The sequence below is a fragment of the Streptomyces sp. GQFP genome, from assembly GCF_021545335.1.
Lineage (GTDB): Bacteria > Actinomycetota > Actinomycetes > Streptomycetales > Streptomycetaceae > Streptomyces.
The window spans coordinates 1,873,253-1,899,798 of sequence record NZ_CP089312.1; the positions used below are offsets into that span (position 1 = coordinate 1,873,253).

20 protein-coding genes and 1 pseudogene are annotated in these 26,546 nt (G+C 70.1%); 10 read left to right on the forward strand and 11 right to left on the reverse strand.

The window, feature by feature from the left end:
- Window position 1: 1 nt before the first annotated feature.
- The 5 genes from LUX31_RS08215 to LUX31_RS08240 all read left to right on the forward strand — a co-directional run bounded on the left by LUX31_RS08215 (window position 2) and on the right by LUX31_RS08240 (window position 5,164).
- A complete protein-coding gene (locus LUX31_RS08215) occupies window positions 2-1,339 on the forward strand; it encodes a sulfate adenylyltransferase subunit 1 (protein WP_235474117.1) in 1,338 nt (445 codons plus the stop codon).
- Window positions 1,340-1,570: 231 nt separating this feature from the next.
- A complete protein-coding gene (locus LUX31_RS08225) occupies window positions 1,571-2,677 on the forward strand; it encodes an aliphatic sulfonate ABC transporter substrate-binding protein (RefSeq protein ID WP_235474119.1) in 1,107 nt (368 codons plus the stop codon).
- A 37-nt stretch (window positions 2,678-2,714) separates the two neighbouring features.
- Window positions 2,715-3,500 carry an ABC transporter ATP-binding protein gene (locus tag LUX31_RS08230; protein ID WP_235474120.1) on the forward strand — a complete coding sequence of 262 codons (786 nt, stop codon included), beginning with the start codon at window positions 2,715-2,717 and terminating at the stop codon, window positions 3,498-3,500.
- A complete protein-coding gene (locus tag LUX31_RS08235; protein ID WP_235474121.1) occupies window positions 3,487-4,407 on the forward strand; it encodes an ABC transporter permease in 921 nt (306 codons plus the stop codon). Before LUX31_RS08230 ends, LUX31_RS08235 begins: the two co-directional genes overlap by 14 nt.
- Before the next feature lie 4 nt (window positions 4,408-4,411).
- Window positions 4,412-5,164, forward strand: coding sequence for a sirohydrochlorin chelatase (locus LUX31_RS08240; RefSeq protein WP_235474122.1), 753 nt, complete (start codon window positions 4,412-4,414; stop codon window positions 5,162-5,164).
- Window positions 5,165-5,285: 121 nt separating this feature from the next.
- Here the strand turns inward: LUX31_RS08240 and LUX31_RS08245 are convergent, their stop codons facing one another.
- Together LUX31_RS08245 and LUX31_RS08250 are read right to left on the reverse strand one after the other, a co-directional pair.
- Window positions 5,286-6,323 (reverse strand): ketopantoate reductase family protein, encoded by a 1,038-nt coding sequence (locus LUX31_RS08245; RefSeq protein ID WP_235474123.1) that lies wholly within the window; start codon window positions 6,321-6,323, stop codon window positions 5,286-5,288.
- Window positions 6,324-6,353: 30 nt separating this feature from the next.
- Window positions 6,354-6,923, reverse strand: a complete 570-nt coding sequence (locus tag LUX31_RS08250) for a DUF1697 domain-containing protein (protein WP_235474124.1) — start codon at window positions 6,921-6,923, stop codon at window positions 6,354-6,356.
- Window positions 6,924-7,173: 250 nt separating this feature from the next.
- Here LUX31_RS08250 and LUX31_RS08255 point away from each other — a divergent pair, with 250 nt between their 5' ends.
- Entirely contained in the window at window positions 7,174-9,432 is a 2,259-nt protein-coding gene (locus tag LUX31_RS08255; RefSeq protein WP_235474125.1) for an MMPL family transporter, read from the forward strand.
- A gap of 66 nt (window positions 9,433-9,498) precedes the next feature.
- Here the strand turns inward: LUX31_RS08255 and mgt are convergent.
- From mgt to LUX31_RS08275, 4 genes and pseudogenes are all read right to left on the reverse strand, one after another.
- A pseudogene (gene mgt, locus LUX31_RS08260) lies at window positions 9,499-10,813 on the reverse strand (macrolide-inactivating glycosyltransferase).
- Window positions 10,803-12,083 (reverse strand): ABC transporter substrate-binding protein, encoded by a 1,281-nt coding sequence (locus LUX31_RS08265; protein ID WP_235474126.1) that lies wholly within the window; start codon window positions 12,081-12,083, stop codon window positions 10,803-10,805. The pseudogene mgt and the gene LUX31_RS08265 overlap by 11 nt, the downstream one beginning before the upstream one ends.
- Entirely contained in the window at window positions 12,083-12,916 is an 834-nt protein-coding gene (locus LUX31_RS08270; RefSeq protein WP_235474127.1) for a carbohydrate ABC transporter permease, read from the reverse strand. Before LUX31_RS08270 ends, LUX31_RS08265 begins: the two co-directional genes overlap by 1 nt.
- A complete protein-coding gene (locus tag LUX31_RS08275) occupies window positions 12,913-13,854 on the reverse strand; it encodes a carbohydrate ABC transporter permease (protein ID WP_443045937.1) in 942 nt (313 codons plus the stop codon). Before LUX31_RS08275 ends, LUX31_RS08270 begins: the two co-directional genes overlap by 4 nt.
- 196 nt (window positions 13,855-14,050) lie before the next feature.
- Between LUX31_RS08275 and LUX31_RS08280 the strand changes: the two genes are divergently transcribed.
- Window positions 14,051-14,917, forward strand: a complete 867-nt coding sequence (locus tag LUX31_RS08280) for a phosphotransferase enzyme family protein (protein WP_235474128.1) — start codon at window positions 14,051-14,053, stop codon at window positions 14,915-14,917.
- Between the two features lie 89 nt (window positions 14,918-15,006).
- On the opposite strand, the gene LUX31_RS08285 is transcribed toward LUX31_RS08280, so the two are convergent.
- Window positions 15,007-15,909: a LysR family transcriptional regulator gene (locus LUX31_RS08285; RefSeq protein WP_235474129.1), complete on the reverse strand. Its 903-nt coding sequence runs from the start codon at window positions 15,907-15,909 to the stop codon at window positions 15,007-15,009.
- 94 nt (window positions 15,910-16,003) lie between these two features.
- Between LUX31_RS08285 and LUX31_RS08290 the strand changes: the two genes are divergently transcribed.
- On the forward strand, window positions 16,004-17,008 hold the full coding sequence (locus LUX31_RS08290; protein WP_235474130.1) for a DMT family transporter: 1,005 nt from the start codon (window positions 16,004-16,006) through the stop codon (window positions 17,006-17,008).
- 172 nt (window positions 17,009-17,180) lie between these two features.
- Here the strand turns inward: LUX31_RS08290 and LUX31_RS08295 are convergent, their stop codons facing one another.
- From LUX31_RS08295 to LUX31_RS08310, 4 genes are all read right to left on the reverse strand, one after another.
- Complete coding sequence (locus tag LUX31_RS08295) at window positions 17,181-17,900, reverse strand: 3'-5' exonuclease (RefSeq protein ID WP_235474131.1); 720 nt, start codon at window positions 17,898-17,900, stop codon at window positions 17,181-17,183.
- A 112-nt stretch (window positions 17,901-18,012) separates the two neighbouring features.
- Window positions 18,013-19,251, reverse strand: a complete 1,239-nt coding sequence (locus tag LUX31_RS08300) for an SAV2148 family HEPN domain-containing protein (protein ID WP_235479838.1) — start codon at window positions 19,249-19,251, stop codon at window positions 18,013-18,015.
- Between the two features lie 114 nt (window positions 19,252-19,365).
- Window positions 19,366-20,664 carry a copper amine oxidase gene (locus LUX31_RS08305; protein WP_235474132.1) on the reverse strand — a complete coding sequence of 433 codons (1,299 nt, stop codon included), beginning with the start codon at window positions 20,662-20,664 and terminating at the stop codon, window positions 19,366-19,368.
- A 77-nt stretch (window positions 20,665-20,741) separates the two neighbouring features.
- The gene (locus LUX31_RS08310) at window positions 20,742-21,566 is read right to left on the reverse strand and encodes a Tat pathway signal sequence domain protein (RefSeq protein WP_235474133.1); all 825 of its coding nucleotides are present in this window, start codon (window positions 21,564-21,566) and stop codon (window positions 20,742-20,744) included.
- Window positions 21,567-21,755: 189 nt separating this feature from the next.
- On the opposite strand from LUX31_RS08310, the gene glgX reads away from it, so the two are divergent.
- Both glgX and treY read left to right on the forward strand, forming a co-directional pair.
- Window positions 21,756-23,888, forward strand: coding sequence for a glycogen debranching protein GlgX (glgX, locus tag LUX31_RS08315; RefSeq protein WP_235474134.1), 2,133 nt, complete (start codon window positions 21,756-21,758; stop codon window positions 23,886-23,888).
- 195 nt (window positions 23,889-24,083) lie between these two features.
- Window positions 24,084-26,468, forward strand: a complete 2,385-nt coding sequence (gene treY, locus LUX31_RS08320; protein ID WP_235474135.1) for a malto-oligosyltrehalose synthase — start codon at window positions 24,084-24,086, stop codon at window positions 26,466-26,468.
- The last annotated feature ends 78 nt before the right edge of the window (window positions 26,469-26,546 follow it).

Consider the following 26,546-nt stretch of genomic DNA (forward strand, 5'->3'; position numbering starts at 1 on the left):
CATGAGCACGACCACCGAACTCCCGGAACTCTCCGAGACCACGCTCCTGCGGTTCGCCACCGCCGGGTCCGTGGACGACGGCAAGTCCACCCTCGTGGGCCGGCTGCTGCACGACTCCAAGTCGATCCTCACCGACCAGCTGGAGGCGGTGGAGCGCGCGTCGGCTTCACGGGGGCAGGAAGCCCCTGACCTCGCACTGCTCACCGACGGCCTGCGCGCCGAGCGCGAGCAGGGCATCACCATCGACGTGGCCTACCGCTACTTCGCCACGCCGAAGCGCCGGTTCATCCTCGCCGACACGCCCGGCCACGTGCAGTACACCCGCAACATGGTGACGGGTGCCTCCACGGCCGAGCTGACGGTGATCCTGATAGACGCCCGCAACGGCGTCGTCGAGCAGACCAGGCGGCACGCGGCCCTCGCGGCGCTGCTGCGGGTCCCGCACGTGGTCCTCGCGGTCAACAAGATGGACCTGGTCGACTACCAGGAGTCGGTCTTCGCGGCGATCGCCGAGGAGTTCACGGCGTACGCGCTGGAGCTGGGCGTCCCCGAGATCACCGCGATCCCGATCTCGGCGCTGGCCGGCGACAACGTGGTGGACCCGTCCGCCAACATGGACTGGTACGGCGGGCCGACCTTCCTGGAGCACCTGGAGTCGGTCCCGGTCGCCCACGACCTGAGCCACTGCCACGCCCGTCTCCCCGTGCAGTACGTGATCCGGCCGCAGACCGCCGAGCACCCCGACTACCGGGGGTACGCGGGCCAGATCGCCGCCGGTTCCTTCCGCGTCGGCGAGTCCGTGACGGTCCTGCCGTCCGGCCACGCGTCGAGGATCGCCGGGATCGACCTGCTCGGCGAGGCGGTCGAGGTCGCCTGCACCACGCAGTCGGTGACCGTCCTCCTGGAGGACGACATCGACATCTCGCGCGGCGACCTGATCGTGCCCAGCAAGGACGCGCCGCCGACCACGCAGGACATCGAGGCGACCGTGTGCCACGTCGCCGACGCACCGCTGACGGTCGGCCACCGGGTGCTGCTCAAGCACGGCACCCGTACGGTCAAGGCGATCGTCAAGGACATCCCGTCCCGGCTCACGCTCGACGACCTGTCCCTGCACCCGCACCCGGGACAGCTCGTCGCCAACGACATCGGCCGCGTGAAGATCCGCACCGCGGAGCCGCTGCCCGTCGACTCGTACGCCGACTCGCGGCGCACAGGATCGTTCATCCTGATCGACCCGAACGACGGCACCACGCTGACCGCCGGCATGGTCGGCGAGTCGTTCGCGTCCCCGGAGCCCGTCAAGGACGCGGCCGAGGACGACGGGTGGGACTTCTGACATGAACGTCATGGACTACTACTCCACGTTCGCGAAGGAGGGCGGCCGCGTCGGCAGCGGCGCCCTCGGCAGCGGGCAGGGCGGAGTCGCGCGATGTGCGTGCTGACGTACGCGCACCGCTTGCGCGCCCTGTCCCCCCACCGGACGTCCCGACATCGACGAAGACCTGCCGACCTCCCGGCCACGACCTGAGAGACCGTGACCGCCGGGCCTCCGAGAGGAACACCTCCCGTGCCTGTCAACACCGCTCTTCGCCGCACCTTCGCGGTCATCGCCGCGCTTCCCCTTCTCACCCTCGCCGCCTGCGGCTATGGCTCCGAGTCGAAGGACGAGAACGCCAACGCGAAGGTCGCCGCCGGGGCCGAGAAGATCGACGGACTCGACTCCGTCAAGATCGGCTACTTCGGCAACCTGACGCACGCGACCGCACTCGTCGGTGTCAACAAGGGGTACTTCCAGAAGGCGCTGGGCGCCACCGAGGCCAAGTACCAGATCTTCAACGCCGGCCCGTCCGAGATCGAGGCCCTCAACTCGGGCTCCATCGACATCGGCTGGATCGGCCCCTCTCCGGCGATCAACGGCTTCACCAAGTCCAAGGGCACCAACCTGCGGATCATCGGCGGGTCGGCGTCCGGCGGTGTGAAGCTCGTGGTCAACCCGGACAAGATCAAGACCCTGAAGGACGTCAAGGGCAAGAAGATCGCCACCCCGCAGCTGGGCAACACCCAGGACGTGGCGTTCCTCAACTGGATCGCCGACCAGGGCTGGAAGGTCGACGCGGAGAGCGGCAAGGGCGATGTGTCGGTCGTCCGCACCGACAACAAGGTCACCCCGGACGCCTACAAGTCCGGCTCCATCGACGGTGCCTGGGTGCCGGAGCCGACCGCGTCCAAGCTGGTCGCCGAGGGTGCGAAGGTGCTGCTCGACGAGGCGGACCTGTGGCCGGACAAGAAGTTCGTGATCACGAACATCATCGTGTCGCAGAAGTTCCTCAAGGAGCACCCGAAGGCCGTCGAGGCGGTCCTGAAGGCCTCCGTCGAGACCAACAAGTGGATCAACGCCAACTCCGACGCGGCGAAGACCGCGGCGAACAAGCAGCTGGGCATCGACTCGGGCAAGGAGCTGCCGGCCGCGGTCCTGGACCCGGCGTGGAAGTCCATCCAGTTCACCAACGACCCGCTGGCCTCCACCCTCAACACGGAGGCGGAGCACGCGGTGAAGGCCGGTCTGCTGGAGGACCCGCTGCTGACGGGCATCTACGACCTCACGCCCCTGAACACGGTCCTCGAGGCCGCGGGTGAGAGCACGGTCGACGACGCCGGTCTCGGCGTCAAGTAAGCACCGATCCCCTCAAGTCCCCAGGAGGTGACGACCAATGGCCACCGCTATCGCCAAGGCCGGACCGGCCGAGTCGGTCGAGTACGCCGCCCGCATCGAGCATGTCTCGAAGTCCTTCGCCGGGCCCGCCGGGCAGCAGCTCGTCCTCGACGACATCACGCTCGATGTCGCACCGGGTGAGTTCGTCACCCTCCTGGGGGCCTCGGGCTGTGGCAAGTCCACGCTGCTGAACCTCGTCGCGGGTCTCGACAACCCGAGCGCGGGCAGCATCAGGACCGACGGGCGCCCTGCCCTGATGTTCCAGGAGCACGCCCTGTTCCCGTGGCTGACCGCGGGCAAGAACATCGAACTCGCCCTGAAACTGGGCGGAGTTCCGAAGAACGACCGGCGTGGCAGGGCCGAGGAGCTGCTCGCGCTCGTCCGGCTGCAGGGCTCGTACGACAAGCGGGTGCACGAGCTGTCCGGCGGTATGCGCCAGCGGGTCGCGCTGGCCCGGGCGCTGGCCCAGGAGAGCCGACTGCTGCTGATGGACGAGCCGTTCGCGGCGCTCGACGCGATCACGCGTGACGTGCTGCACGACGAGCTGACCCGGATCTGGGCCGAGACGGGCGTCTCCGTCCTGTTCGTCACGCACAACGTGCGCGAGGCGGTGCGGCTCGCACAGCGGGTCGTCCTGCTGTCGTCGCGGCCGGGCCGGATCGCGCGCGAGTGGACGGTGGAGATCCCGCAGCCACGCCGTATCGAGGACGCCCCCGTGGCGGAACTGTCCATTGAGATCACCGAACAACTGCGTGGGGAGATCCGCCGTCATGGCCAGCAGTGACACGAAGTCGGGCCTGACGGACACGCGTCAGGCGAAGGCCGACGGCAACCATCAGATCGCCGGCCTTGAGGCCGGTCTGGACGCCCTGGAGACCACGGCCACCGGGCGTACGCCGTTCTCGGTGACCGCCCGCACCAAGCTCCTCCCGCCGCTCGTCGCGACGGCCGTGGTGCTGCTGATCTGGCAGGCATTGATCACTTTCAACGTCGTCACGGACCCGACCAAGCTGCCCTCGCCGGGCGATGTGGCGGCCGAGTTCAAGGACGCCTGGCTGGAGGGCAAGCTTCTCGGCTACATCTGGACCAGCGCCGAGCGCGGTCTGCTCGGCTTCCTGCTGGCCCTGGCGATCGGCACCCCGCTGGGCCTGGTGGTGGCCCGGGTGAAGTTCATCCGCGCGGCGATCGGACCGGTCCTGTCGGGCCTCCAGTCGCTGCCGTCGGTGGCGTGGGTGCCGCCCGCCGTGCTGTGGCTGGGCCTGAACAACTCGATGATGTACGCGGTGATCCTGCTCGGCGCGGTCCCGTCCATCGCCAACGGCCTGGTCTCCGGCATCGACCAGGTGCCGCCGCTGTTCCTGCGGGCGGGCCGCACGATGGGCGCGACCGGCTGGAAGGGCGCCTGGCACATCGTCCTGCCGGCCTCGCTGCCGGGCTATCTGGCCGGTCTGAAGCAGGGCTGGGCGTTCTCCTGGCGCTCGCTGATGGCCGCGGAGATCATCGCCTCCTCGCCCGACCTGGGCATCGGCCTCGGCGCGCTGCTGGAGAACGGCCGCAACGCCAGCTCCATGCCGATGATCTTCGAGGCGATCTTCCTGATCCTGTTCGTCGGTATCGCCGTCGACCTGCTGTTCTTCAGCCCGCTGGAACGGCGGGTGCTCCGCAGCCGCGGCCTCCTGGTGAAGAGCTGAGCCCATGCGCCACGAGCCCGTTCTCCTCGTCATCGCCCACGGCAGCCGCGACCCGCGGCACGCGGCGACCGTGCACGCCCTCGTACGGCGGGTACGGTCGCTGCGGCCGGGGCTGCGCGTGGAGACCGGCTTCCTGGACTTCAACATTCCGTCCGTACAAGGGGTGTTGGAGTCCCTGGCGGCGGAGGGCGTACGAGATGTCGTGGCCCTCCCGCTCCTCCTGACCCGCGCCTTCCACGCGAAGGCGGACATCCCGGCGGTCCTGCGGGACGCGCCGCGCGGGTTGCGAATCCGTCAGGCGCAGGTGCTCGGCCCGTCGCCACTGCTGATGTCCGCCCTCGAACGGCGGCTGTACGAGGCGGGGTTGACGCCCGCCGACAAGTCCTCGACCGGGGTCGTGCTGGCCTCGGCGGGGTCCACCGACCCGGAGGCGATCGCGGTGATCGCAGAAATCGCGCGGGAGTGGCGGCACACCGGTTGGTGCGCCGTGCGACCCGCGTTCGCCTCCGCCGCTCTCCCCCGCACGGAGGACGCGGTACGGGAGTTGCGGGACCTGGGCTGCGAACGCGTCGCCGTCGCGCCTTACGTCTTCGCCCCCGGCTTCCTCCCGGACCGCATCGCGCGGGGCGCGGAACGGGCCGACGTACTCGCGGACGTGCTGGGGCCGGCGCCCGAGGTGGCCCGGCTGCTGCTGCGCCGGTACGCGGAGGCGGCGGTGCGGATGCCGTTGTCGAGGCGCGCCGCGGTGAGCGCGTAGGCGGCGGCTGCCTGCGTCCGCCTGCAGATGGGTCGCCTGGGGGCAGTCAGTGGGATACGACAACGAGGTTGGAGCTGGATCGGGATGGCCCCTCCCCCAGCCTCCAACGCCCGCTCTCGCGCTAGGGACGACCGGCTGCGGGCTCTCGCACCGACGCGACGGCCTCGTCCGCCAGCCGTACGAGTTCCGCCGACGGCAGCGAACCCGCCGGCCGCCGTTCCCTGGCGAACGTGTCGGCCAGCCGTTGCAGCAGCTCGTTCAGTGGGGTCGGTACGCCGTGCAGCCGGCCCAGGAACACGATCTCGCCGTTGAGATAGTCCGTCTCGATCGTGCCGGTACCCCGGGCCAGGGACTGCCAGGTGGAGCCGCCGCCGGCCTCGACGCCCGGGAGCGGTCGCAGGGTGATCCTGTCGCCGCGCCTTGCCTTCTCCTCCTCGGCGCTCGTGTACGGGATCCCGGCCGCCGCGAGCACCGACTCGCCCTCGGCGTACACCCGTTGACGCAGCCGCTCGCTCTCCTCGCTGTCCGAGGCGCCGCTGAGCGCCCGGACGGCGTTGCCGAGGTTGGTGAGCAGCTTGGCGTACAGCCACCGTGTGACGTCCGGGACGACCGGTGCCTCGAACGTCGTCTTCTCCAGGTCGGCGGCGATCCGGCGGAGGGTGTCGTCCGTGCCGTGCGGGTACCGGCCCAGGTGGAGGATGCCGGTGAGCGGGGCGCCGGCGGCGGACACGACCCCGGGTTCCACGTAGGTCGCGGGCAGCCAGACGCAGACCCCGTAGACGTGCCGGAAGCGGCGCAGCGCGAGGCGCGGGCCCTCCACGCCGTTCTGCGCGCAGAGCAGCGGCAGCCGCTCGGCCGCCGTACCGCCACCGGCGACGGGCACCGGCCCCCAGGCCGCCAGGGCGCCCTCGCTGTCCTGCGTCTTCACGGCGAGGACGAGTACGTCGTCGGCGCGCAACTCCCCGAGTCCGGCGGGTCCGTCGACGGTCGGCAGGCGGTACGTGTGCTGCCCGTCCGGGGTCACAAGGCTCAGCCCGTGCGCGCGCAGCGCCTCGTACTGCGCGCCCCGGGCGACCAGGACCACCTCGTGGCCCGCCCCGGCCAGCCGCCCGCCGATGGCGCCGCCGACCGCCCCTGTCCCGATAATGATGTAGCGCATACCGATCAGCTTGCCACCAGAGAAACCGGGTCAGTCGCCCTCGGTCAGTTCCACCAGCTTGACCACCGTGTTCCAGTTCCGCGTCGTCGCGATCAGGCCCTTCAGGAACCGGGGTTTGGCGAGCTGCTCGGCGAGCTTGGAGCGGCCGAGGCCGTCGGGGGCGTACAGGTACAGCACGCGGTCGCCGAGGCGGAACTCCTCGGGGAGGTGGGCGGGTTGGTCGATCTCCGCGAAGCTGGTCTCGTCGACGGGGGTGGAGAAGTAGGTGACGTGGAGTTGCTTGGCCTCCAAGTCCGCTGCCGGGAAAGGGCAGTTGTCCCTGATCGCGCGGAGGTGGGCGTGGTCGCGCACGATCACGTCGACGGTGAATCCGAAGTGCTTCTCGATGGCTCCCGCGATCTCCCCGGCGAGGGACTCCTCGTCGCCGTGACCGGCGGCGAACACGGCGTTGCCGCTCTGGAGGTAGGTGCCCACGCCGTCGTATCCGAGGCCCTCCAGGAGGGTGCGCAGCTCGGCCATGGGGACCTTCTTGTTGCCGCCCACGTTGATGCCGCGCAGCAGTGCCGCGTAGGTCTTCGTCGCCTGCTCACCTGTCGTCATTCGCTCACCATAGGGCGGCCCACTGACAGTCGCCCGGTGACCGCGCCCCTGACGAACCACCCCGAGATCGTCTTTTAGATGTAGGGGGCCGGTGTCCTACCCAGTGGGGAGACACCGGCATCCGACGGGAGGACTTTCGCCGGCCGCACCTCACCGGGGAGCACGACGAGACGCTCTTATCCGGCCCATACCTTCGAACCTAAAGGTGATGGCAGGCGGCTGTCGCCGCTTACGAGGGGGCAAGCCCGTCATGGGGAACGGAGAAACGCGGGTGCGGGGCATAGCCGCCCGGGCCGGCGGCTGGAGCGCCAAGCATCGCTGGGCGGCCGTCGGGATCTGGGTGCTGTTCGTCGTCCTGGCGATGGGGCTCGGCTCGGCGGCCGGCAGTGTCGAGGTCAAGGAGAGCGACCAGCTGGGGGGCGAGACCCACACGGCTGCCAAGATCGTCGAGGATGCCGGGATCGACGAGCCGTCCAGTGAGACCGTCCTCATCCAGGCGAAGGACGGGAGCCTCAAGGCCACGGATCCCGCGTTCCGGGCCGCCGTCTCCGACGTCATGAAGGCGGTCGACGGCACCGGCCGGGTCACGGACGTGCAGTCTCCGTACGACACGGACACCCTCTCGAAGGACGGCCGCAGCGCGCTCGTCCAGTTCGACATGCGGGGCGACGCCGAGACGGCGGGCGACCGGGTCGAGCCGGTGCTGAACGCCGTCGCGGACGTCCAGAAGGACCACTCGGAGCTGCGGATCGAGGAGATCGGCGGCGCCAGTATGAACAAGACGTTCGACGACGCCTTCGGTGACGACTTCAAGAAGGCCGAGTACTCCGCCGTGCCGGTGGCCCTCGGCATTCTGCTGATCGCGTTCGGCGCGGTGGTCGCGGCGCTGCTGCCGGTGGCGCTGGCGATCACGGCGATCGTCGCGACGATGGGTCTGATGGGTCTCGTCAGCCATCTCCAGCCGATGGACGACACGGCCAGCTCCGTGATGCTGCTCGTCGGTCTCGCCGTCGGTGTCGACTACTGCCTGTTCTATCTGCGCCGGGAGCGCGAGGAGCGGGCCGCGGGCCGTACCCCGGAGGTCGCGCTGCAGATCGCCGCGGCGACCAGTGGCCGCGCGATCATCGTCTCCGGTGTCACGGTGTGCGTGGCGATGGCGGGCATGCTGTTCACCGGGCTCGCCACGTTCGAGGCGATGGGCCTTGCCTCGCTGATGGTCGTGGCGGTCGCCATGGTCGGTTCGGTGACGGTTCTTCCGGCGCTGCTGTCGCTGCTCGGCACGCGGGTCGAGAAGGGCCGGATCCCGTTCCTGCACCCGGACAAGCGGCGCAAGAACGGCAACGGCAAGGGTGGCGGGGAGAGCCGGTTCTGGACGGCCGTGCTGAAGGTCGTCCTCGGTAAGCCTGCCATCGCGCTGGTCGTGGCGGCCGGTGCGCTGCTCGCCATCGCCGCTCCCGCGCTCGGCATGAAGACCCAGAACCTCACCCTGGACCAGGAGTTCGGCGACTCGCTGCCGATCGTCGGCACCTACAACCGCGTCAACGACGCGTTCCCCGGCGGCTCCGACCCCGCCGAGGTGATCGTCAAGGCGAAGGACATCAACGCGGCCGACGTGCAGTCCGCCCTCGCCGACTTCCGTGAGCGCGCGATCAGTTCGGGTGCCTCGCGCGGCCCGGTGGACATCAAGCTGCACGACGCCGAGAACATCGCCTTCGTGTACGTCCCGCTGGTCGGCGGCTCCGACCTGGACAAGGCCGGCGAGAGCCTGGACAAGCTGCGCGACGAGGTACGCCCGGCCACACTCGACAAGGTCGACGGCGTCCAGGCGCCGATCACCGGACAAGTCGCCGGCTCGAAGGACTTCAACGACCAGCTGGCCGGCGCGGTCGCCCCGGTCTTCGCCTTCGTGGTCGTGTTCGCCTTCCTGCTGATGCTCCTGTCGTTCCGCTCCCTGACGATCGCGATCACGTCGATCGTGCTCAACCTCCTCTCGGTCGGGGCGGCTTACGGCATCCTGGTCGCCGTCTTCCAGCACGGCTGGGGCGCGTCGCTGGTGGGCGCGGAGGGCGTGGGCGCCATCATCACCTGGCTGCCGCTGTTCCTCTTCGTGATCCTGTTCGGCCTGTCGATGGACTACCACGTGTTCGTCGTCTCCCGTATCCGCGAGGCACGACTGCGGGGCAGTACGACGAAGGACGCGATCCAGCACGGCGTGGTCACCACGGCCGGGGTCGTCACCAGTGCCGCCGTCATCATGGTCGCGGTGTTCGCCATCTTCGGGACGCTGTCGATGCAGTCCATGAAGCAGATGGGCGTGGGCCTCGCGGCCGCGGTGCTCATCGACGCGACGATCATCCGGGGTGTGCTGCTGCCCGCAGTGATGGCGCTGCTCGGCGAGCGCAACTGGTACTTCCCGAAGTGGCTGAACCGGCTGCCCGACCTGACGCACGACGAGTCTCCCGAGGCGGTCACGCCGAGGGTGGAGGGCGGCGAGCGGATCAGCGTCTGATCTATCGCCAGTTCCCTTCCAGAGAGGGCCCGTTGGTCACCGGGGAGCCAACGGGCCCTCTTCACGTCATACGCCGGACAGCTCGGCCTCGATCAGGTCGGCGGCCCGCCGGGTGCCGCCCTCCTCCGCCATCCCGGCCTGAACCTCCGTGAGACGCCGGGCGACTTCGGGATCGTCCACGAGGGCGAGGGCTGCCGCGCGCAGCGCCTGGGCGGTCGCCTCCTCCATGGGCAGATGCCGGGCGACCCCGAGCCCCTGCAACATGTCCGCGTTGCCGAACTGGTCGACTGCCTGCGGCACGGCGATCATCGGCGTGGCGGTGGCCAGCCCCTCCTGACTGCCACCGGCCCCGGCATGCGTGACGAACAGGTCGGCCTGCCGCAGAACCGCCAACTGCGGTACCCAGGACCGCACTTCGACATTGGCCGGTACGGGGCCCAGCTCGCGCCCGTCAACATGCCTGCCGACCTGGAGGACGAGGTGCCACCCCGGCAGGTCGGCGAAGGCCCGCACGCACTCCCGGTAGAACTCCGGCTGCTTGGTGAAGGCGGACCCCAGCGATACGAGGACGACTTTCTCGGCGTCGGCGGGCCGCTGCCAGTCCCCCTGCGCGGACCGGTCGCCCTGACAGGCGCCGACGAAGGTGTGGACGCGCTCGTCGACGCGGTCGGCGTTCGGCTGCAAGACCTTGGGGATCAGGACGAGGGAACGAGCGGGTCGGCCGGCGAAGGGGTCGGGGTGCTGGGTGATCCCGTTCTCCTTCAGCCAGCCCTCGAAGCGTGCGTAGTAGGCCTGGCCGCGCTCGGTCTGCCGGGGCTCCGCCCACATCGGCTCGGCGACCTCCTCCTCGTACCCGTCCCAGGCGACGAGATTCGGCGAGAGGGAGATGGCGGGCACGCCCCAGCGGTGGGCGAGGACGCGGGCCGGGTAGGAGGCGATGTCGTGCAGCACGAGATCGGGCGCATCCCCCTCGTACCCCTTGATGAGCTGCGGCAACGCCTGGATGGCGTCGGCGAGGAAGGGCTCGACGTTGTCGAGGAGGGTGGTGCCCCACGCCTCCGGGTCGTCGTCGGGGCCCGGCAGCGTCGAGGTGTAGAGCACGGGCCGCGCTCCCGTCTCGGCCACCTTGTCGGCGAACGCGGGCGGAATCGCGTACGTGACGCGGTGCCCTCGGGCCACCAGCTCGCGGATCACTTCGAGGCTGGGGTTCACATGGCCGTGGGCGGCGATGGAGAACATGGCGATGTGGGCGGGGGTCGTGTGGGTGCCGGTCATGCGGGAGGTGGTCATGCGGGAGGTGGTCATGTTCCCGACCGTAAGCGAGACGAGACGTCTCGTACAACTGATTAGAAGTCCCGGCCGATGGCCACTCACCGCTGATAGCGAGCCAGCACCAGATTCCCGTCCTCCTCCAGCCGTTTCCGCAGGTCGGCGAGGTCGATCGCCCCGCTGTAGTACTCCTGGAACGCGGGCGTCGCGACCTTGTCCTTCCACTCCGGGTAGCCCCGTACGGACTGGGCGGGGGCCGAGCGGAGGTGGGTGGCGAGGGCGGTGCCGGTGGCCCAGCCGTCCTTCGGTGTCCGCAGGGACGGGGACTTCAGGGCCTCGGTGCCCGTGGGGAGCATCCAGTCGCCCAGGGCGAGGCGGACCATGTTCTCGGGGCGCAGCATGAAGTCGATGAACTCGGCCGCCTCGCGCGGATGTTGGCTGTCCTCAGCGATGGACAGGGTCTGCGGGCTGACGCCCTGGGTGAGTCCGTCGGCGCCCGCCGGTGCGGGCAGCACCTGCCACTCGAAGCCCTTCGGGGCCTGCTGCGCGATCTGCTGGCGGTAGGAGAAGCCGAGCGGGACCATCGCGTACCGGCCGCCGAAGAACCCGGGCAGGGTGTCGGAGCCGCCGCTGCCGAGGGTGGTCGGCGAGGCGCTGCGGTCGGTGTTGGCCTGGTCGTGGATGGTGCGCGGAACGGTCTGGTCCGCCGCCTCGAACCGGATCGTCACCTTGCCGTCGGCGCCCCGGCGGAAGAGCTGCCCGCCCGCCGACAGCGACAGGTTGAGGGTGGCGGAGACGGGCTCCTTGAGCGGCCAGGCGACGCCGTACTTGCCGTCGCCGTCGCCGAGTTGTCGGGTGATCCGCCTGAACTCAACCCAGCTCCACGGCTGTTCGGGGGTCGGGATCCGTACGCCCGCCTCCCTCAGCCACTTGGCGTTGGCGATCAGCACGCGCGGTTCCTGGAGGAACGGCACACCGTAGACGCCGTCCCCGAAGGTCGTCGTGTCCCAACTGCGTTGCGGGATGTCGGACTTGAGCCGCTCGGGCAGCAGTTCGCGCAGATCGGCGAGGTAGCCGCCGTACGCGAAGTCCGCGAGGTCGTCCGAGGCGTCGTGGATGATGTCGGGGGCCTCGCCGCCCTCGAAGGAGGTGAGCAGCTGGTCGTGGACGCTGTCCCAACTCCCTTGTACGTACTCGACCTTGACGTCCGGATGGGTCGCGTTCCACTCCTTCACCAGCGCCTTGTTGGCGGCGACGGACTCGTCCTGCCAGGCGAGGGACTGGAAGCGGAGGGTGATCGTGCCGTCCGTGGCCGTGTCACCGCTGCTGGTGCACCCGGCGAGCAGCAGGCCGAGGACGACGAGGAGCCATCGCGCGCGCATCAGGCCTTCACCGCCCCGGCCGTCATCCCGCCCGTGATCCGGCGCTGGATGATCGCGAAGACGACCAGCGAGGGCAGCGTCGCCAGGAACGCGGCGGCGGCCAGCGGGCCCAGGTCCGCCACGCCCTCCGCGCCGATGAAGTGCGTGAGGACGACCGGCAGGGTCTGTTTCTCCGGGGTCTTGAGGAGGACGAGCGCGAAGAAGAACTCGTTCCAGGCTGTGATGAAGGCGAACAGTGCCGTGGCCACGATCCCCGGCGCGAGCAGCGGTGCCGTGACGGAGACGAGCGTGCGCAGCCGTCCGGCGCCGTCGACGGCCGCCGCCTCCTCCAACTCGGCGGGCACGGCCCGTACATACCCGACGAGCATCCACAGCGCGAACGGCAGCGACCACACCACGTACACCATCACCAGCCCGAAGACGGAGTCGATCAGCCGCAGGTTCTTGAGCACCAGGAACAGCGGGATGATCACCAGCACGAACGGGAACGCCTGGCTGACCACCACCCACCCGGTCGCCGCCCGCCCGAGCAGCGTGCGGTGCCTGGCGATGACGTACGCCATCGGCGTCGCGATCAGTACGGCGATCAGCGCGGCCGAGGCCGCCGCGAGGAGGGAGTTCAACGCGGCGTGCAGCAGGGGCTGTTCGTCGAAGGCCTGGCGGAAGTTGTCGAGGGTGGGGTGCTCCGGGATCCAGCGGGGGTGCAGACTGCCCAGTTCTCGGGGGGACTTGAAGGCGGTGGACAGGAGCCAGAGGAACGGGAGGGCGAGGAAGGCTAGATACGCGAGGAGGGCCGCGTACTGGCCGATGCGGGCGCTGGTGCTCGTCCTCACCTCTCCTCACCTCCCCGCAGACGGCCGACGAGGAACACGGCGAGCAGGACGGAGATCAGGGCGACCATCACACAGCCCATCGCCGCCGCGTAGCCGAACTGGCCGTAGCGGAAGGCCTCTTCGTAGGCGAAGAGCATCGGGAGGCGGGTACGTCCGCCGGGGCCGCCGTTGGTCAGGACGTAGACCAGGGCGAAGGAGTTGAAGTTCCAGATGAGGTTGAGGGCGGTGATGGCGAGCGCGATCGGCCGCAGCGCGGGCCAGGTGACCGTCCGGAAGCGGCGCCAGGCACCGGCGCCGTCGAGCGCGGCGGCCTCGTGGAGTTCGTGCGGGGTGTTCTGGAGGCCCGCGAGCAGGGCGACAGTCGTCTGCGGCATCCCCGCCCAGACGCCTACGACGATCACGGCCGGCAGCGCGGTCCCGAGGCCGCTGAGCCAGTCACGTCCGTCACCCAGGCCCAGGTCACGCAGCGTCTCGTTGAGGACACCGGCGTCCGGGTTGTAGACAAGTCGCCACATGATGCCGACGACGACCTCGGGCATCGCCCACGGGATGATCGCGAGGGCACGGGCCAGCCAGCGCAGCCGTAACTCCTGGTTGAGGAGGAGGGCGAGGCCGAGGGCGAGCAGGAACTGCGGCACGGTCACCCCGACCGCCCAGACCAGCCCGATCCGGAACGACTCCCAGAAGAGTGTGTCGTGCACCAGGTCCCGGAAGTTGAGCGTGCCGATCCACCGCGTGGACGCCGTCCGGCCGGACTGGGCGTCGGTGAACGCCAGCAGGATCCCGTACAGCAGCGGTCCCACGCTCAGGACGAGGATCGGGATCAGCGCGGGCAGGACGAGGAACCAGGCGCCGTGGCCGGTGATCCGCCCGCCACCGCCCGGTCCGGCGCGGGTCGTGTGCTTGGCCGGCCGCCTCACCCCGGTCACCAGTGTCACGTGATCGGCTCCTTTGGTCGCCCGAGGTGGCCCCGGAGTGGGCTCCGTCATGGTCGTGAAGCCGATGTACACAGTCAAGGCACCGCGCATACGCCCCCACCAGTGCGAATGCGACACTGACCGGCGGATGGCGTGAACCTGACGCCGTTCGCGGACGTACACAGGCATGGACGGGACATCGCGCTGGAGGCGGACCATGGACGAGGCAGAGGCCCGGGACGTACTGGCCACGGCAGGCGTACTGCCTGCCACGGCACCGGACGTACGGCTTCTCGCGCTGGGCGAGAACGCGGTGTTCGCCGCCGGTGACCTGGTCGTCAAGGTGGGCCGCGACGCCGAACTCCTCGACAGAGCCCGGCGGGAGCTGGACATCGCGTTCTGGCTCGCCGAGGCGGACGTCCCGGCGGTCCGCGCGGCCGACCCGAAGCCGCTCCTCGTCGAGGGTCACCCGGTGACGGTGTGGCACCGGCTGCCCGATCCCGTACGCCCCGCCGAACCGGCGGATTTGGCCGAACTCCTACGGATCGTGCACGCCCTGCCGCTCCCCGCCACCTTCGCCCTCCCGCCCCGTGACCTCCTGGGCGGCGTCGAACGCTGGCTGCGGCTCGCGGGCGACGCGATCGATCCGGCCGACGCGGCGTATCTGCGTGAGCGGCGGGACGGTTTCGCGACGGCCGCCGCCGCGCTCGTCCCGCGGCTTCCGCGCGGCCCGATCCACGGTGACGCGCTGCCGCGCAATGTGCACATCGGGCCCGACGGGCCGGTTCTGGTCGACCTGGAGACGTTCTCCGCCGATCTGCGCGAGCACGATCTGGTGGTCATGGCCCTCTCCCATGACCGATACGGGCTGCCGACCTCGTCGTACGAGGCGTTCACGGAGGCGTACGGGTGGGATGTGCGGGAGTGGGAGGGGTGTGGGGTGTTGCGGGGGGCTCGGGAGACGGCGAGTTGTGCGTGGGTGGCGCAGCATGCGCCTGTTAATCCTCGGGCGTTGGGGGAGTTTGTGCGGCGGGTGGGGTCGTTGAGGGAAGGGGATTCGACTGTGCGGTGGTATTCGTTTTGAGCGCCTGTTGAACATGGACTTGCTGTTGTCTGGCGGCTGCGGGTTGTTTGTGGCTGGTCGCGCAGTTCCCCGCGCCCCTTTGGGGCGCGTTACTCCTCGGCCCTGATTGTCTGTGCTGCCTTGCTCAGTTCCTTCAGGACAGTTCTTACGGCCCTTCTGGCCGTACGCTCCGGGCGGTGCAGGGCGTCGATTCTGCGTCTGGACTCGACTCCGCTGAGGGGCTTCAGGACCAGGTCGGGGTGGGGGCGGGAGGTCCAGCGGGGCATCAGGGCGAGGCCTCCGCCTGCCGCTACTGCCTCTGCGGCTACCGCGAACTCGTTGATGCGGTGGGCGAGATGGGGGCGGCGGCCTGCTGCTGTGGCGATGGCCTCGATCGTTGCCATGATCGGGAAGCCGTCGTGTACGGCGATCCAGGGCTGGTCGGCCACGTCGGTCGGGGTCAGTCGTCGTTTGGCGGCGAGTGGGTGGTCGGCGGGCATGGCCACGTCGAGGGGTTCGCGCAGCAGCGGGGTCGCCGCCACCGTGCGCGGCCAGGGTGGGGCGTGGTCGAGGCGGTGGGCGAGGACGATGTCGTACTCCCTGGTCAGCGGTGGGAAGTCGTCCTGCGTGACGTCCTTGTCGGCCAGCGCCAGCACAGGACCGTCCGGTCCGGCGAGGGCGCGCAGCAGCAGCGGGAAGAACGCGGCGCCCGCGCTGTGGAACGCCGCCACGGACACCTCCCCGTCCGGCCGGTCCAGGAACTCCTCGACGGTGTGCCGGGCCCGCGCCAGCGCCGACTCCACCTCGGTCGCCGCGCCCGCCAGCGCCTGCCCGGCGTCGGTCAGCACCAGCCGGCGTCCCTGTCGCTCGGTGAGCGGGACGGGGATGGCTCGCTGGAGCAGCCTCAGCTGCTGCGAGATCGCCGAGGGCGTGACGAGGAGCGCGTCGGCGACCGCGGTGACGCTGCCCAGCTCACCGAGTTCGCGCAGGATCCGCAGCTGTCGTTCGTCCACGGGACCAGTGTAGGCGGACTGTGTAGGGAAACTAAAAGATCGTTGAAGAAGGTGGCCCTGGGCTTCAGGGTCACTGGCAGTGCACCGTAGTCGCGTGTCCGACTCCCGCCGTACCGATGCGGTACTCCTCCTTGTAGCGCTCGTCTGGGGCTCCAGCTATCTGTCCGCCCAGACGGCCACCTCCGCCCTGCCCGTCCTCGTCGTCCTGTTCGCCCGGTACGCCTTCTCCGCACTCGCCTGTCTCGGCCTGGTCGCCGCGGGGCGGGGGAAGGAAGGGCAGCGGGAGCAGGGCCGGGGGGTTCGTCTGTGGACCCGGGAGGAGGTGCGGGCCGGGCTGCCGCTGGGGCTCACCCAGGCCGCCGTCCTCGTCGTGGAGACGTACGGAGTCGCCCACACGACCGCCGCCAACGCGGGTCTGATCATCAGCCTGACCATTGTGCTCACCCCTCTCCTCGACCGCGCCGGACACCCCGGCGGGCTGCCCCCCGCCTTCTACGCCGCCGCAGGCGTGTGTGTCCTGGCCGTCGGTCTGCTCATGTCCGGCAACGGCTTTCACGCACCGCGGCTCGGGGACCTGCTGATGCTGGGCGCAGCGCTGGTACGGGCGGTCCATGTGGCGCTGGTCGGACGCCTCACGACAGGCCGGCCGATCCGCCCTCTCCACCTGACGACACTCCAGACCGTGATCGGCACGGTCGTGTTCCTCCCGGCAGCCGCTCCCTCCCTGCCGACACTCACCCGCGCCGACGCCGGGACGTGGACGCAACTGCTCTATCTAGCCCTGTTCTGCAGTGTGTTCGCGTTCCTGGCGCAGACCTGGGCTGTGCAGCGGACGTCAGCAAGCCGGGCCAGCCTGCTTCTGGGGACGGAGCCGATCTGGGCGGCGGCGATCGGGATCGCGCTGGGTGGCGAGCACTTGACGGTGCTGACGGCGTTGGGGGCGACGCTGATGGTGACGGGCACGTACTGGGGCCAGTCGGTGGAACGCGCCCACCGCGCCCGCGTGGCACCCCAGAGAATCTCGCCCCCGCCGCCCCTACCCGTCCCATCCCTGGGGGCTGCGCCCCCAGCCCCCCCCTACGGCCCTGAACGGGCCTAGTCCTCAAACGCCGGACGGGCTGAAAGATCAAGCACCGGCCGGCACCATATCCAGCCCGTCCGGCGATTGAGGACGAGCGCGTTCAGCGCGATACGGGGGTTCGGGGGCAGCGCCCCCGAGGATGGGACGGGTAAGGGCGGCGGGGGCGAAGAAAGATGCCCTGCGGCACACCTCACACCCCGGCCCCAACCTCCCGCACAGGCCAACTCCCATCCACCACAGCGTCCGCCTCCCCCTTACGCCGCAGAAACCCCTGAAAATCCGCCGCCCACTCCGCATACCACTCGATCTGACGCCGATGCAGCTCCACCGCCCCCAACCCCGCAACCTTGGGATACCGCTCGGCTATCGCACCCGCCAATCGCGCCGCGGCCAACGCGTCCGCCGACGCGTCATGCGCGGCCTCCAGCGCGACCCCGTACTCCGTGCACACCGCTTCGAGGTTCCGCTTGCCGCGCCGATACCGGTCCACGGACCGGTCGATCGTGTACGGGTCGATCACCGGAGCCGGATCCAGCCCGCCCAACCGCTCCCGCAGAGACGGCAGACCATGCCGCCGCAGCTCCGCGGAGAGCAGGGTGAGGTCGAAGTTCGCGTTGTAGGCGACCACCGGCACGCCCGTTCTCCAGTACCCGGTCAGCACATCCGCGATCGCGTCCGCCACCTGGTCGGCGGGCCGCCCCTCGCTGGTCGCGCGCTCGTTGGTGATGCCGTGCACGGCCACCGCGTCCGCCGGGATCTCCACGCCCGGATCCGCCAGCCATTCACGGCGGCCGAGCGGCTCACCGCTCCTCACCTCGATCACCGCGGCGGTGACGATGCGTGCCTCGGTCGGGTCCGTCCCGGTCGTCTCCAGGTCGAAGCCGATCAGCAGCTCATGGTGCCAGCCCATGCCTGGCCCCCCTTCTTGGTGGTGCTTTCCCCCAGTGGTCTCCACGATCCCATGAGCCACTGACAATCAGAGGACCGCATTCCGCTTATCGGAGCCGCACGGGCCGACCAGATCAGGACACCGGCCGCGAATCCGCCCAGGCCACCTCGAACTCCTCGCGGTACGTCGGGAAGATGCCGATCTCCTCCGACTCGTCCGACTTGACCACCCTGCTGCCACCGCGCAGCACCAGCACCGGCGCCTCCATCCCCCGCGTCCGGCGCAGATACGTCTGCACGATCGCGACCCCGTCCGAGCCGTCCCCGTCGACGAGATAGGCCGTGAAGCGGGGCGTCTCGTCGAAGACTTGGATCTCGAAGGCGCCGGGGTCGCGCAGCTTCGACCGCACCCGGCGCATGTGCAGGATGTTCATCTCCACGGCGCGACTCAACTCGCCCCGCTTGATGCCGAGTTCCCGCTCGCGCCGCTTCACCGCACTGGACGCGGGGTTCAGGAACAGCAGTCTCGTCCGGCAGCCCGACTCCGCCAGCCGTACCAGCCGCCGCCCGGAGAAGTTCTGCACGAGCAGGTTGAGGCCGATGCCGATGGCGTCGAGGCGGCGCGCACCGCCGAAGATGTCCTCGGCGGGGAACTGGCGCATCAGCCGTACCCGGTCGGTGTGCACGGCGACCACGTCCCCGTACCGGTCGCCCACCAGGTCCTCGACCGCGTCCACCGGCAGCCGACGCGCGGAGGGCACGTCGCCGCCCGCGCCGAGGGTCTCCAGGAGCTTCCCGGAGGCCCGCTCGGCCTGGTTGAGGACGGCCTCGGACAGGGCCCGGTTGCGGGAGACGACGTTGCGGGTGACCTCCAGCTCGTCCAGGGCGAGTTCGACGTCGCGGCGCTCGTCGATGTACGGCTCGAAGCACGGCCAGTGCTGCACCATCAGCTCGCGCAGCTGCGGCAAGGTGAGAAAGCTCAGGACGTTGTCGTCGGCCGGGTCCAGCAAGTAGCCCTTGCGGCGACTGACTTCCCGTACGGCGACCGCGCGCTGCACCCATTCCTGGCCGGCCGGTCCAGCAGCCGCGACCACCCACTCGTCGCCGTGGACGGGTTCGTAGATGGGGCGCAGGACAGCGGCCACGACCGCGCGCAGTCGCTGTTCGACCAGGTTCAGCCAGATGTAGGCCCGGCCGGCCCGCTGGGCGCGCGTACGCACCTCGCGCCAGGCGTCGGCGTCCCAGTCCAGTTCCGGTCCAATGGAACCCGTCTCCATCGGCCGTGCCAGGGACACCGCGCCGGGCGGGACCTCTGTGGAGTTCCCCTCGTGACCCTCGTCACCAGGGGGCAACTCCAGCCCTCCCGAGCCCACCCGCGCACCGCCTTCCGCTCCCCCGAGCTTCTCCCCGTGGCCGGTCTGGGCCAACGATCAAGGAAGGGTACTCCGGGAGCGGTCAACGGTGCAGCCCGATGGACAGGTCGTTTCTCAACTACCGCTTTCGACATGCCCGTTCTGGTCGGCGAGGGCGGCGGGAGTGAGCGGATTCATAGCCGTGACATCGCGCGGGGCGATGGAGAAGCCCTGCCAGTGGACGGGCATGGGCTGCTGGTCCTCGTCCCGGGCTATGTGATGGAAGCCCACGTTCACCCAGACCAACGGGTGGGTGAGGGTCTGTCCGTTGACCCATCCGTCGACGGACTTCTTGGCACCGGCACCACAGTCGCCCAGGTTGTCGCTGGCGAACTGCTCGCACTTGTTGTACTCGGTGAAGTAGACGTCGTGCCGGGTGTAACTGCGGCCCGGGTACTTGGTGGTGGCGCCGGGGACGATCTCGTACGACCGCGCGTGCCGGTCCTTGTTCCTGCCGGTGGCGCTGACGACACGCCACCAGCGCATGTTCTTGGCGTCGCCCGCGAGTTCCTTCTTGACCTGGGTGCGGGTCGTTTTGTTGGTGGGCCCTTCCTGGCCGTTCGCGGGCGGGCTGACGACCGAGTCGTACTGCTCGATCTTGCCCTTGGAGGAGCCGTCGAGGCCGAAGTCGAGCCGCCAGAAGACGTTGTGGCTGTGGCTGGTGGCGTACGCCTTCGGGCCGTTGCCGATGGGCCAGCCGCGGCCGTCGCCCGCGTCGTAGTCGTCGGGCGCGAGGCTGCCGGTGGCGCCGACGTTCATGTTGACGGTGCCGTCGTCCTGGAAGCGCCACTCGGTCATGTACTCGTACCAGCCGACCTGGTTGACGGTGTAGACGAGCAGATCCTTGCCCTGGGTCTGCCAGACCTTGTTCGCGGTGTCGCCCTGCATCCGGTAGGCGTGGCCGCGTGAACGGGTCGTGGTGCACAGGCCCTTGACGTTCGCGTTGGCCGGGTCCCAGGCCTCGGGCACCTTGACGGTCTTGATGGTGCCGCCGGGGCACTCACCGGGCGCCAGGTTCAGCAGTCCCTGGCCGAAACCCGCCGCGGTCAGGTCCTGGTACTCGGCCTTTCCGTCGTCATAGGGGACGTGTATCTGGCCGAGCTTGGCCGAGTTGAGGACCTTGATCGGTCGGGGCTCGCCCGGCGGCTGGTACGAGACGTTCTCCAGGACGAGCCCGGCCTCGCTCTCGTAGCGCCAGCACATCCGCCAGGTGGTGCCGGTGGCGAGCTTCTGCTCGATCCGGTACGGCACACTGCACTCGGTGGGCGGCACGGGCCCGGCCTTCGGCTGGGCGGCGGCCGGCCCCGCCGCCGTGGTGAGGCCGGCGGCCAGCGCGACCACGGAGAGGCCGACGAGCAACGACTTTTCGCGCATGACGAAGAAACTCCCAAGGAGGAGAGAGCTGAAAAGGATGAGAGAAGAGAGAGGGGAGGGAAAGAAGAGCCCTCGGGTCAGCCGAGCTTGGCCACCTTGCGGGCGCTCAGGTCGACGACGAGCGAACGGGCGTCGATCCACGGCCCGTTCTTCACCTTCGGGAAGAGCCGCACACAGCGGTGGTCACCGCAGGAGTCGAGGACGGCGGGCTGGGCGCCCGGAACGGCCCGGTAGACCATGCTGCTGACGAGCAGCTGGTCCGGCGAGGTGAGTTCCTTGCCGGTGGCGTCCTTGTAGTCCACCTTCAGGCCCGCGCCCAGCGCGTCGGCTATCAGCAGCTGCGTCGCCTCGGCGGTCTCGGCGCGGCTCAGCGGCGGCTGTACGCCGTGCTGGGTGCCGGTCCGCTCGACCTTGCCCGTCTCCAGGTTGACGGTCCTGGTGACCAGGGTGTCGTCCTTGTAGTCGTAGTACGACACGTCCGCGCGCCGGGGCGCGTTCGGGTCGTCCACCTCGGCGGCCTCGGGGTCGGCGAGGTCGATGCCGATCCGCTGCGGGCCGCGCTGCCCCTCGACGTTCTCGCTGGAGTCGCGCAGCTGCCGGTTGAGGGCGATCCGCTCGACCTTCGCCATCTCGCCGTCGGTCAGCGGATCACGGCCCTTGCCCTGCTCGCCCTCGGCGGGCGCCTGTTCCACGACAGCGGGCGGCACCGCGGCCTGCTGCTGCGCGGACTCTCCCGCGCTTCGGCCCGTACTCGTCGTACTCCCCGCGGTCCCCGTACCTCCCGATTCGTCGGCCCCCGCCGATCCCGGCAGTGTCACCGCGACCATCAGGGCCGTACCGGCCACCGCGATCCCCGTACCCGCCACCACCTTGCCCAGGTGGCGACGCACGATCTTGCGCACGTAGTCCCCTTACTCCCCCTCACAGCCCCGGGAGTATGTAAAGACGAAAAGTTTTGGCATACCCGTGTATGCGGGTACGCACTGGTCGACCGGTAAGAGGGACGTAAGTCGTAGGTGGTTCCATCACTTTCGGGGAGACTCGGAGCGGAGTCGACCCAGCGGCGAACCACAACTGAAAGAGTCGGGTGCATGCAGGTCTGGCCAGGAGAGGCATACCCACTCGGTGCCACGTACGACGGCGCCGGCACCAACTTCGCGGTCTTCTCGGAGGCCGCCGACCGGGTCGAGTTGTGTCTGCTGCACGACGACGGCTCGGAGACGGCGGTGGAACTCCGGGAGAGCGACGCGTTCGTCCGGCACGCGTATCTGCCCGGTGTGATGCCGGGTCAGCGGTACGGCCTGCGTATGCACGGCCCGTACGCGCCCGAGCGCGGCCTGCGGACCAACTCGGCGAAGCTGCTGCTCGACCCGTACGCGAAGGCGATCAGCGGTGCGGTCACCTGGGGCGAGGAGGTCTACGGCTACCACTTCGGCTCACCCGAACGGCGCAACGACCTCGACTCGGCGCCGCACACGATGTCGTCGGTCGTGGTCAACCCGTACTTCGACTGGGGCGACGACCGGCGCCCGCGCACCGAGTACCACCACACGGTGATCTACGAGGCCCATGTGAAGGGCCTGACGATGCGCCATCCGGCGCTGCCCGAGGAACTGCGCGGGACGTACGCGGCGCTCGCCCACCCGGCGATCATCGAACACCTGACCGGACTCGGTGTCACGGCCCTGGAGCTGATGCCGGTCCACCAGTTCGTGAACGACCACCGGCTGGTGGACATGGGCCTGAACAACTACTGGGGCTACAACACGATCGGCTTCTTCGCCCCGCACAACGCGTACGCCTCCTGGGGCGACCGCGGCCAGCAGGTCCTGGAGTTCAAGTCGGCAGTACGGGCGCTGCACGAGGCCGGTATCGAGGTCATCCTGGACGTGGTCTACAACCACACCGCGGAGGGCAACCATCTGGGCCCGACGCTGTCCTTCCGGGGCATCGACAACGCGCAGTACTACCGGCTCGCCGAGGACCAGCGCTACTACATGGACACCACGGGCACCGGGAACTCGCTGCTCATGCGGTCCCCGCACGTGCTCCAGCTGATCATGGACTCGCTGCGCTACTGGGTCACCGAGATGCACGTCGACGGCTTCCGCTTCGACCTCGCGGCCACGCTGGCCCGGCAGTTCCACGAGGTCGACCGGCTGTCGTCGTTCTTCGACCTGGTCCAGCAGGACCCGGTGGTGTCCCAGGTGAAGCTGATCGCCGAGCCGTGGGACGTGGGCGAGGGCGGCTACCAGGTGGGCAACTTCCCGCCGCTGTGGACCGAGTGGAACGGGATGTACCGCGACACCGTACGGGACATGTGGCGCGGCGAGCCGCGCACGCTCGCGGAGTTCGCGTCCCGGCTGACGGGCTCCTCGGACCTCTACCAGGACGACGGCCGCCGTCCGCTGGCCTCGATCAACTTCGTGACCTGCCACGACGGTTTCACCCTCAACGACCTGGTGTCGTACAACGAGAAGCGCAACCTGGCCAACGGCGAGGACAACCGGGACGGCGAGAGCCACAACCGGTCCTGGAACTGCGGCGCGGAGGGCGAGACCGACGACCCCGACGTCCTCGCCCTCCGGGGGCGCCAACTGCGGAACTTCATCGCGACCCTGATGCTGTCCCAGGGCGTGCCCATGATCAGCCACGGCGACGAGTTCGCGCGCACCCAGGGCGGCAACAACAACGCGTACTGCCAGGACAACGAGGTCTCCTGGGTGCCGTGGCCCAGCGACGAGGACGGCGACGGCGAATCCGGCACCGGCGATCTGCTGGACTTCACGCGCGCGATGGTGTGGCTGCGCAAGGACCATCCGGTCTTCCGCAGGCGCCGCTTCTTCCACGGCCGTCCCGTGGAGGGCACCCACGACGACCTGTCGGACATCGCCTGGTTCACTCCGGCGGGCGAGGAGATGGTCCAGCGCGACTGGGACTCGTCGCAGGCGGGCGCGATGAGCGTGTTCCTCAACGGCAACGCGATCTCCGAACCGGGTGCGCGCGGTGAGCGCATCGCCGACGACTCGTTCCTGCTGATGTTCAACGCCTCGCCGAAGACGCTGGAGTTCGTGGTGCCGGTCAACCACGGCCGCCGCTGGCAGGTCGTGATCGACACGGCCCGTCCGGAGGGCGTGCCCCCGGGCACGGGCGCGAAGGTGGAGGCGGGCGACCGGCTCACCCTGACGGACCGCAGTCTGACGGTGCTGCAACGCCCCGCGTAAGCGCTCCGCTGGAAATGCGGTGCAGAGTCTGCGGGTCCGCTGTGGCTGGTCGCGCCCGCGCGGCGGAGCCGCAGATCGACACAGCCCCGCGCCCCTGAAGGGCGCGGCACCACTCCCGCCGACACCAACGAGCCGTGGGAGCCGAGTGCAGGAGCCGATGACACGAAAGGCCTCGGGGCGGGTACGTAGGTTTCCATGACACCTGAGCGTCCTGACCCGGTCGTGCCCACGGCCACCTACCGGCTGCAACTCCAGCCCGCGTTCCCGTTCGGTGCCGCGGCGGCCGCCGTGCCGTACCTGGCCTCGCTCGGCGTCTCGCATCTGCATCTGTCGCCGTTCCTGGAGGCCGTCCCGGGATCGACGCACGGCTACGACATCGTGGACCCCGCGCGCGTGCGCGGTGAACTCGGCGGCGAGGAGGGCCTGCGCGCACTGGCCCGCACCGCGCGGGAGCACGGTCTCGGGCTGGTCGCCGACATCGTGCCCAACCACATGGCCATGTCCCCGCGCCACAACCGCCCCCTGTGGGAGGTGCTCCGGGAGGGCCCCGGGTCGCCGTACGCGCGCTGGTTCGACATCGACTGGGAGGCACAGGACGGCCGGATGCTGCTGCCGGTGCTCGGGGCGCCGCTCGGCGCGGAGCGGGACCAGCTGAAGGTCGGGTACTGGGAGGACGCGCACCTGGGGTACGACGGTCCTGTCCTGCGCTACTACGACCATGTCCTCCCACTGCGCGAGGGCACCGAGGAGCTGCCGCTGCCGCAGCTCCTCGACGCGCAGTGGTACCGCCCGGTGTGGTGGCGGCTGGCCCGCACCGAACTCAACTACCGGCGCTTCTTCAGCATCTCGGAGCTGATCGGGGTGCGCGTCGAGGACCCCGAGGTGTTCGCGGCGACCCACGGGAAGCTGCTGGAGCTGCTCGACGACGGCGTGGTGGAGGGGCTGCGGGTCGACCACCCGGACGGTCTCGCGGACCCGGGCGGGTATCTGCGGCGGCTGCACGAGGCGAGCGGGGGCCGCTGGACGGTGGTCGAGAAGATCCTGGCCGACGGGGAGCACCTGCCGGCGGGCTGGCCGGTCGCGGGGACCACCGGGTACGACGCCCTGCGGCACGTGGACGGCCTGTTCACGGACCCGGCGGGCGTGGGTGAACTCCTCGGCCAGTACCGGCGGTTCGCGGCCCCTCAGGCCGACCGGGGCGGGCACTGGGAGACGACGGTCCGGCGGGCCGCGTACAAGGTGGTGACGCACGAGCTGGCCACCGAGGTGGACCGGCTGACCCGCGTGGCGAACCGTATCTGCGCGGCTTCCCCGGACCTCGCCCTGCGCGACCGCGCCCCCTGGGCCCTGCGTACCGCGCTGCGCGAGCTGCTGGTCCGCCTGGAGGTCTACCGCCCCTACACCCCTGGGGACGCGGCCTCCCTGGTCACCGAAGAGGCCGCCGAGGAGGCCCGGCGGGCGTTCGCCGTCCCTGAGGAGGGCGGGGCCGTGGACGTCGTACGGAATCTGCTGCTGGGGCGGTTCGGGGACGGGCCCGACCACGTCGAGTTCCGGGACCGGTTCGCGCAGACGGCGTCGGCTCTGCGGGCCAAGTCCGTGGAGGACACGGCGTTCTACCGCTATGTGCCGCTGCTATCGGCGACCGAGGTCGGCGGCGGTCCGGGCAGTCCCGCGGTGTCCCCGGAGGACTTCCACGCCTACTGCGCGCGCGTGCAGCGCGACTGGCCGGCAACGGGGACCGTGCTGTCGACGCACGACACGAAGCGCAGCGCCGACGTACGCGCCGCGCTGGCCGTCCTCACCGAGTGCCCGCAGCGCTGGGCCGACGTCCTGGCGGAGGTCACGCGCACCGGCGAGGGCGTGCCCGACGCCCAGTTGGCGTGGGCGGCCTGGCAGACGGCCTTCGGTCTGGGCCCGGCGGCCCCTGAGAGGCTCCAGGGCGCCCTTCTGAAGCACGTCCGGGAGGCGGGCCTGCACACCGCCTGGACGGAGCAGGAACCGGCGTACGAGGAGGCTGTGGCGGCGTTCGTGGCGGCGGGCCCGTGCGGGGCGCCCGGCGAGGTCGTGGCCGCGCTGCGGAGCGCCCTGGAGCCGTATGTCCGGGCGAACGTCCTGGGCGCGGCCCTGGTCCATCTGACGATGCCGGGGGTGCCGGACCTCTATCAGGGCACGGAGAGCGAGTACCGGGCACTGGTGGACCCGGACAACCGGCGCCCCGTTCGTTTCCCTCCGGAGGCGCCGGGCGAGAAGGCGGAGTTGACGGCTGCCGCGTTGCGGCTGCGCGGGCGGCGGCCTGCGGTGTTCGGCGACACGGCGACGTACACGCCGCTCGTCGCGGAGGGCCCGGCGGCGGCGCACTGTGCGGCGTTCGCGCGCTCCGGGGAGGTGGTCACGGCGGTCACCCGGCTGTCCCTGCGGCTGGCGGACACGGGCGGCTGGCAGGACACGCGGCTGCCGTTGCCGCCGGGCCGGTGGACTGATCTGCTGGCTCCGGAGCGGGAGTTCACGGGGCACGCGCGCGTGGAGGAGCTTTTCGCGCGGCTGCCGGTGGCGCTGCTGGAGCGTGTCGGCGAGGAGTGACAGCGGGGGCGCGGGCTCGTTGCGCGCGCCCCTTTTAGCGCCCTGGCGCCCGGCTCACGGCGGCGCGCACTCCCGGAG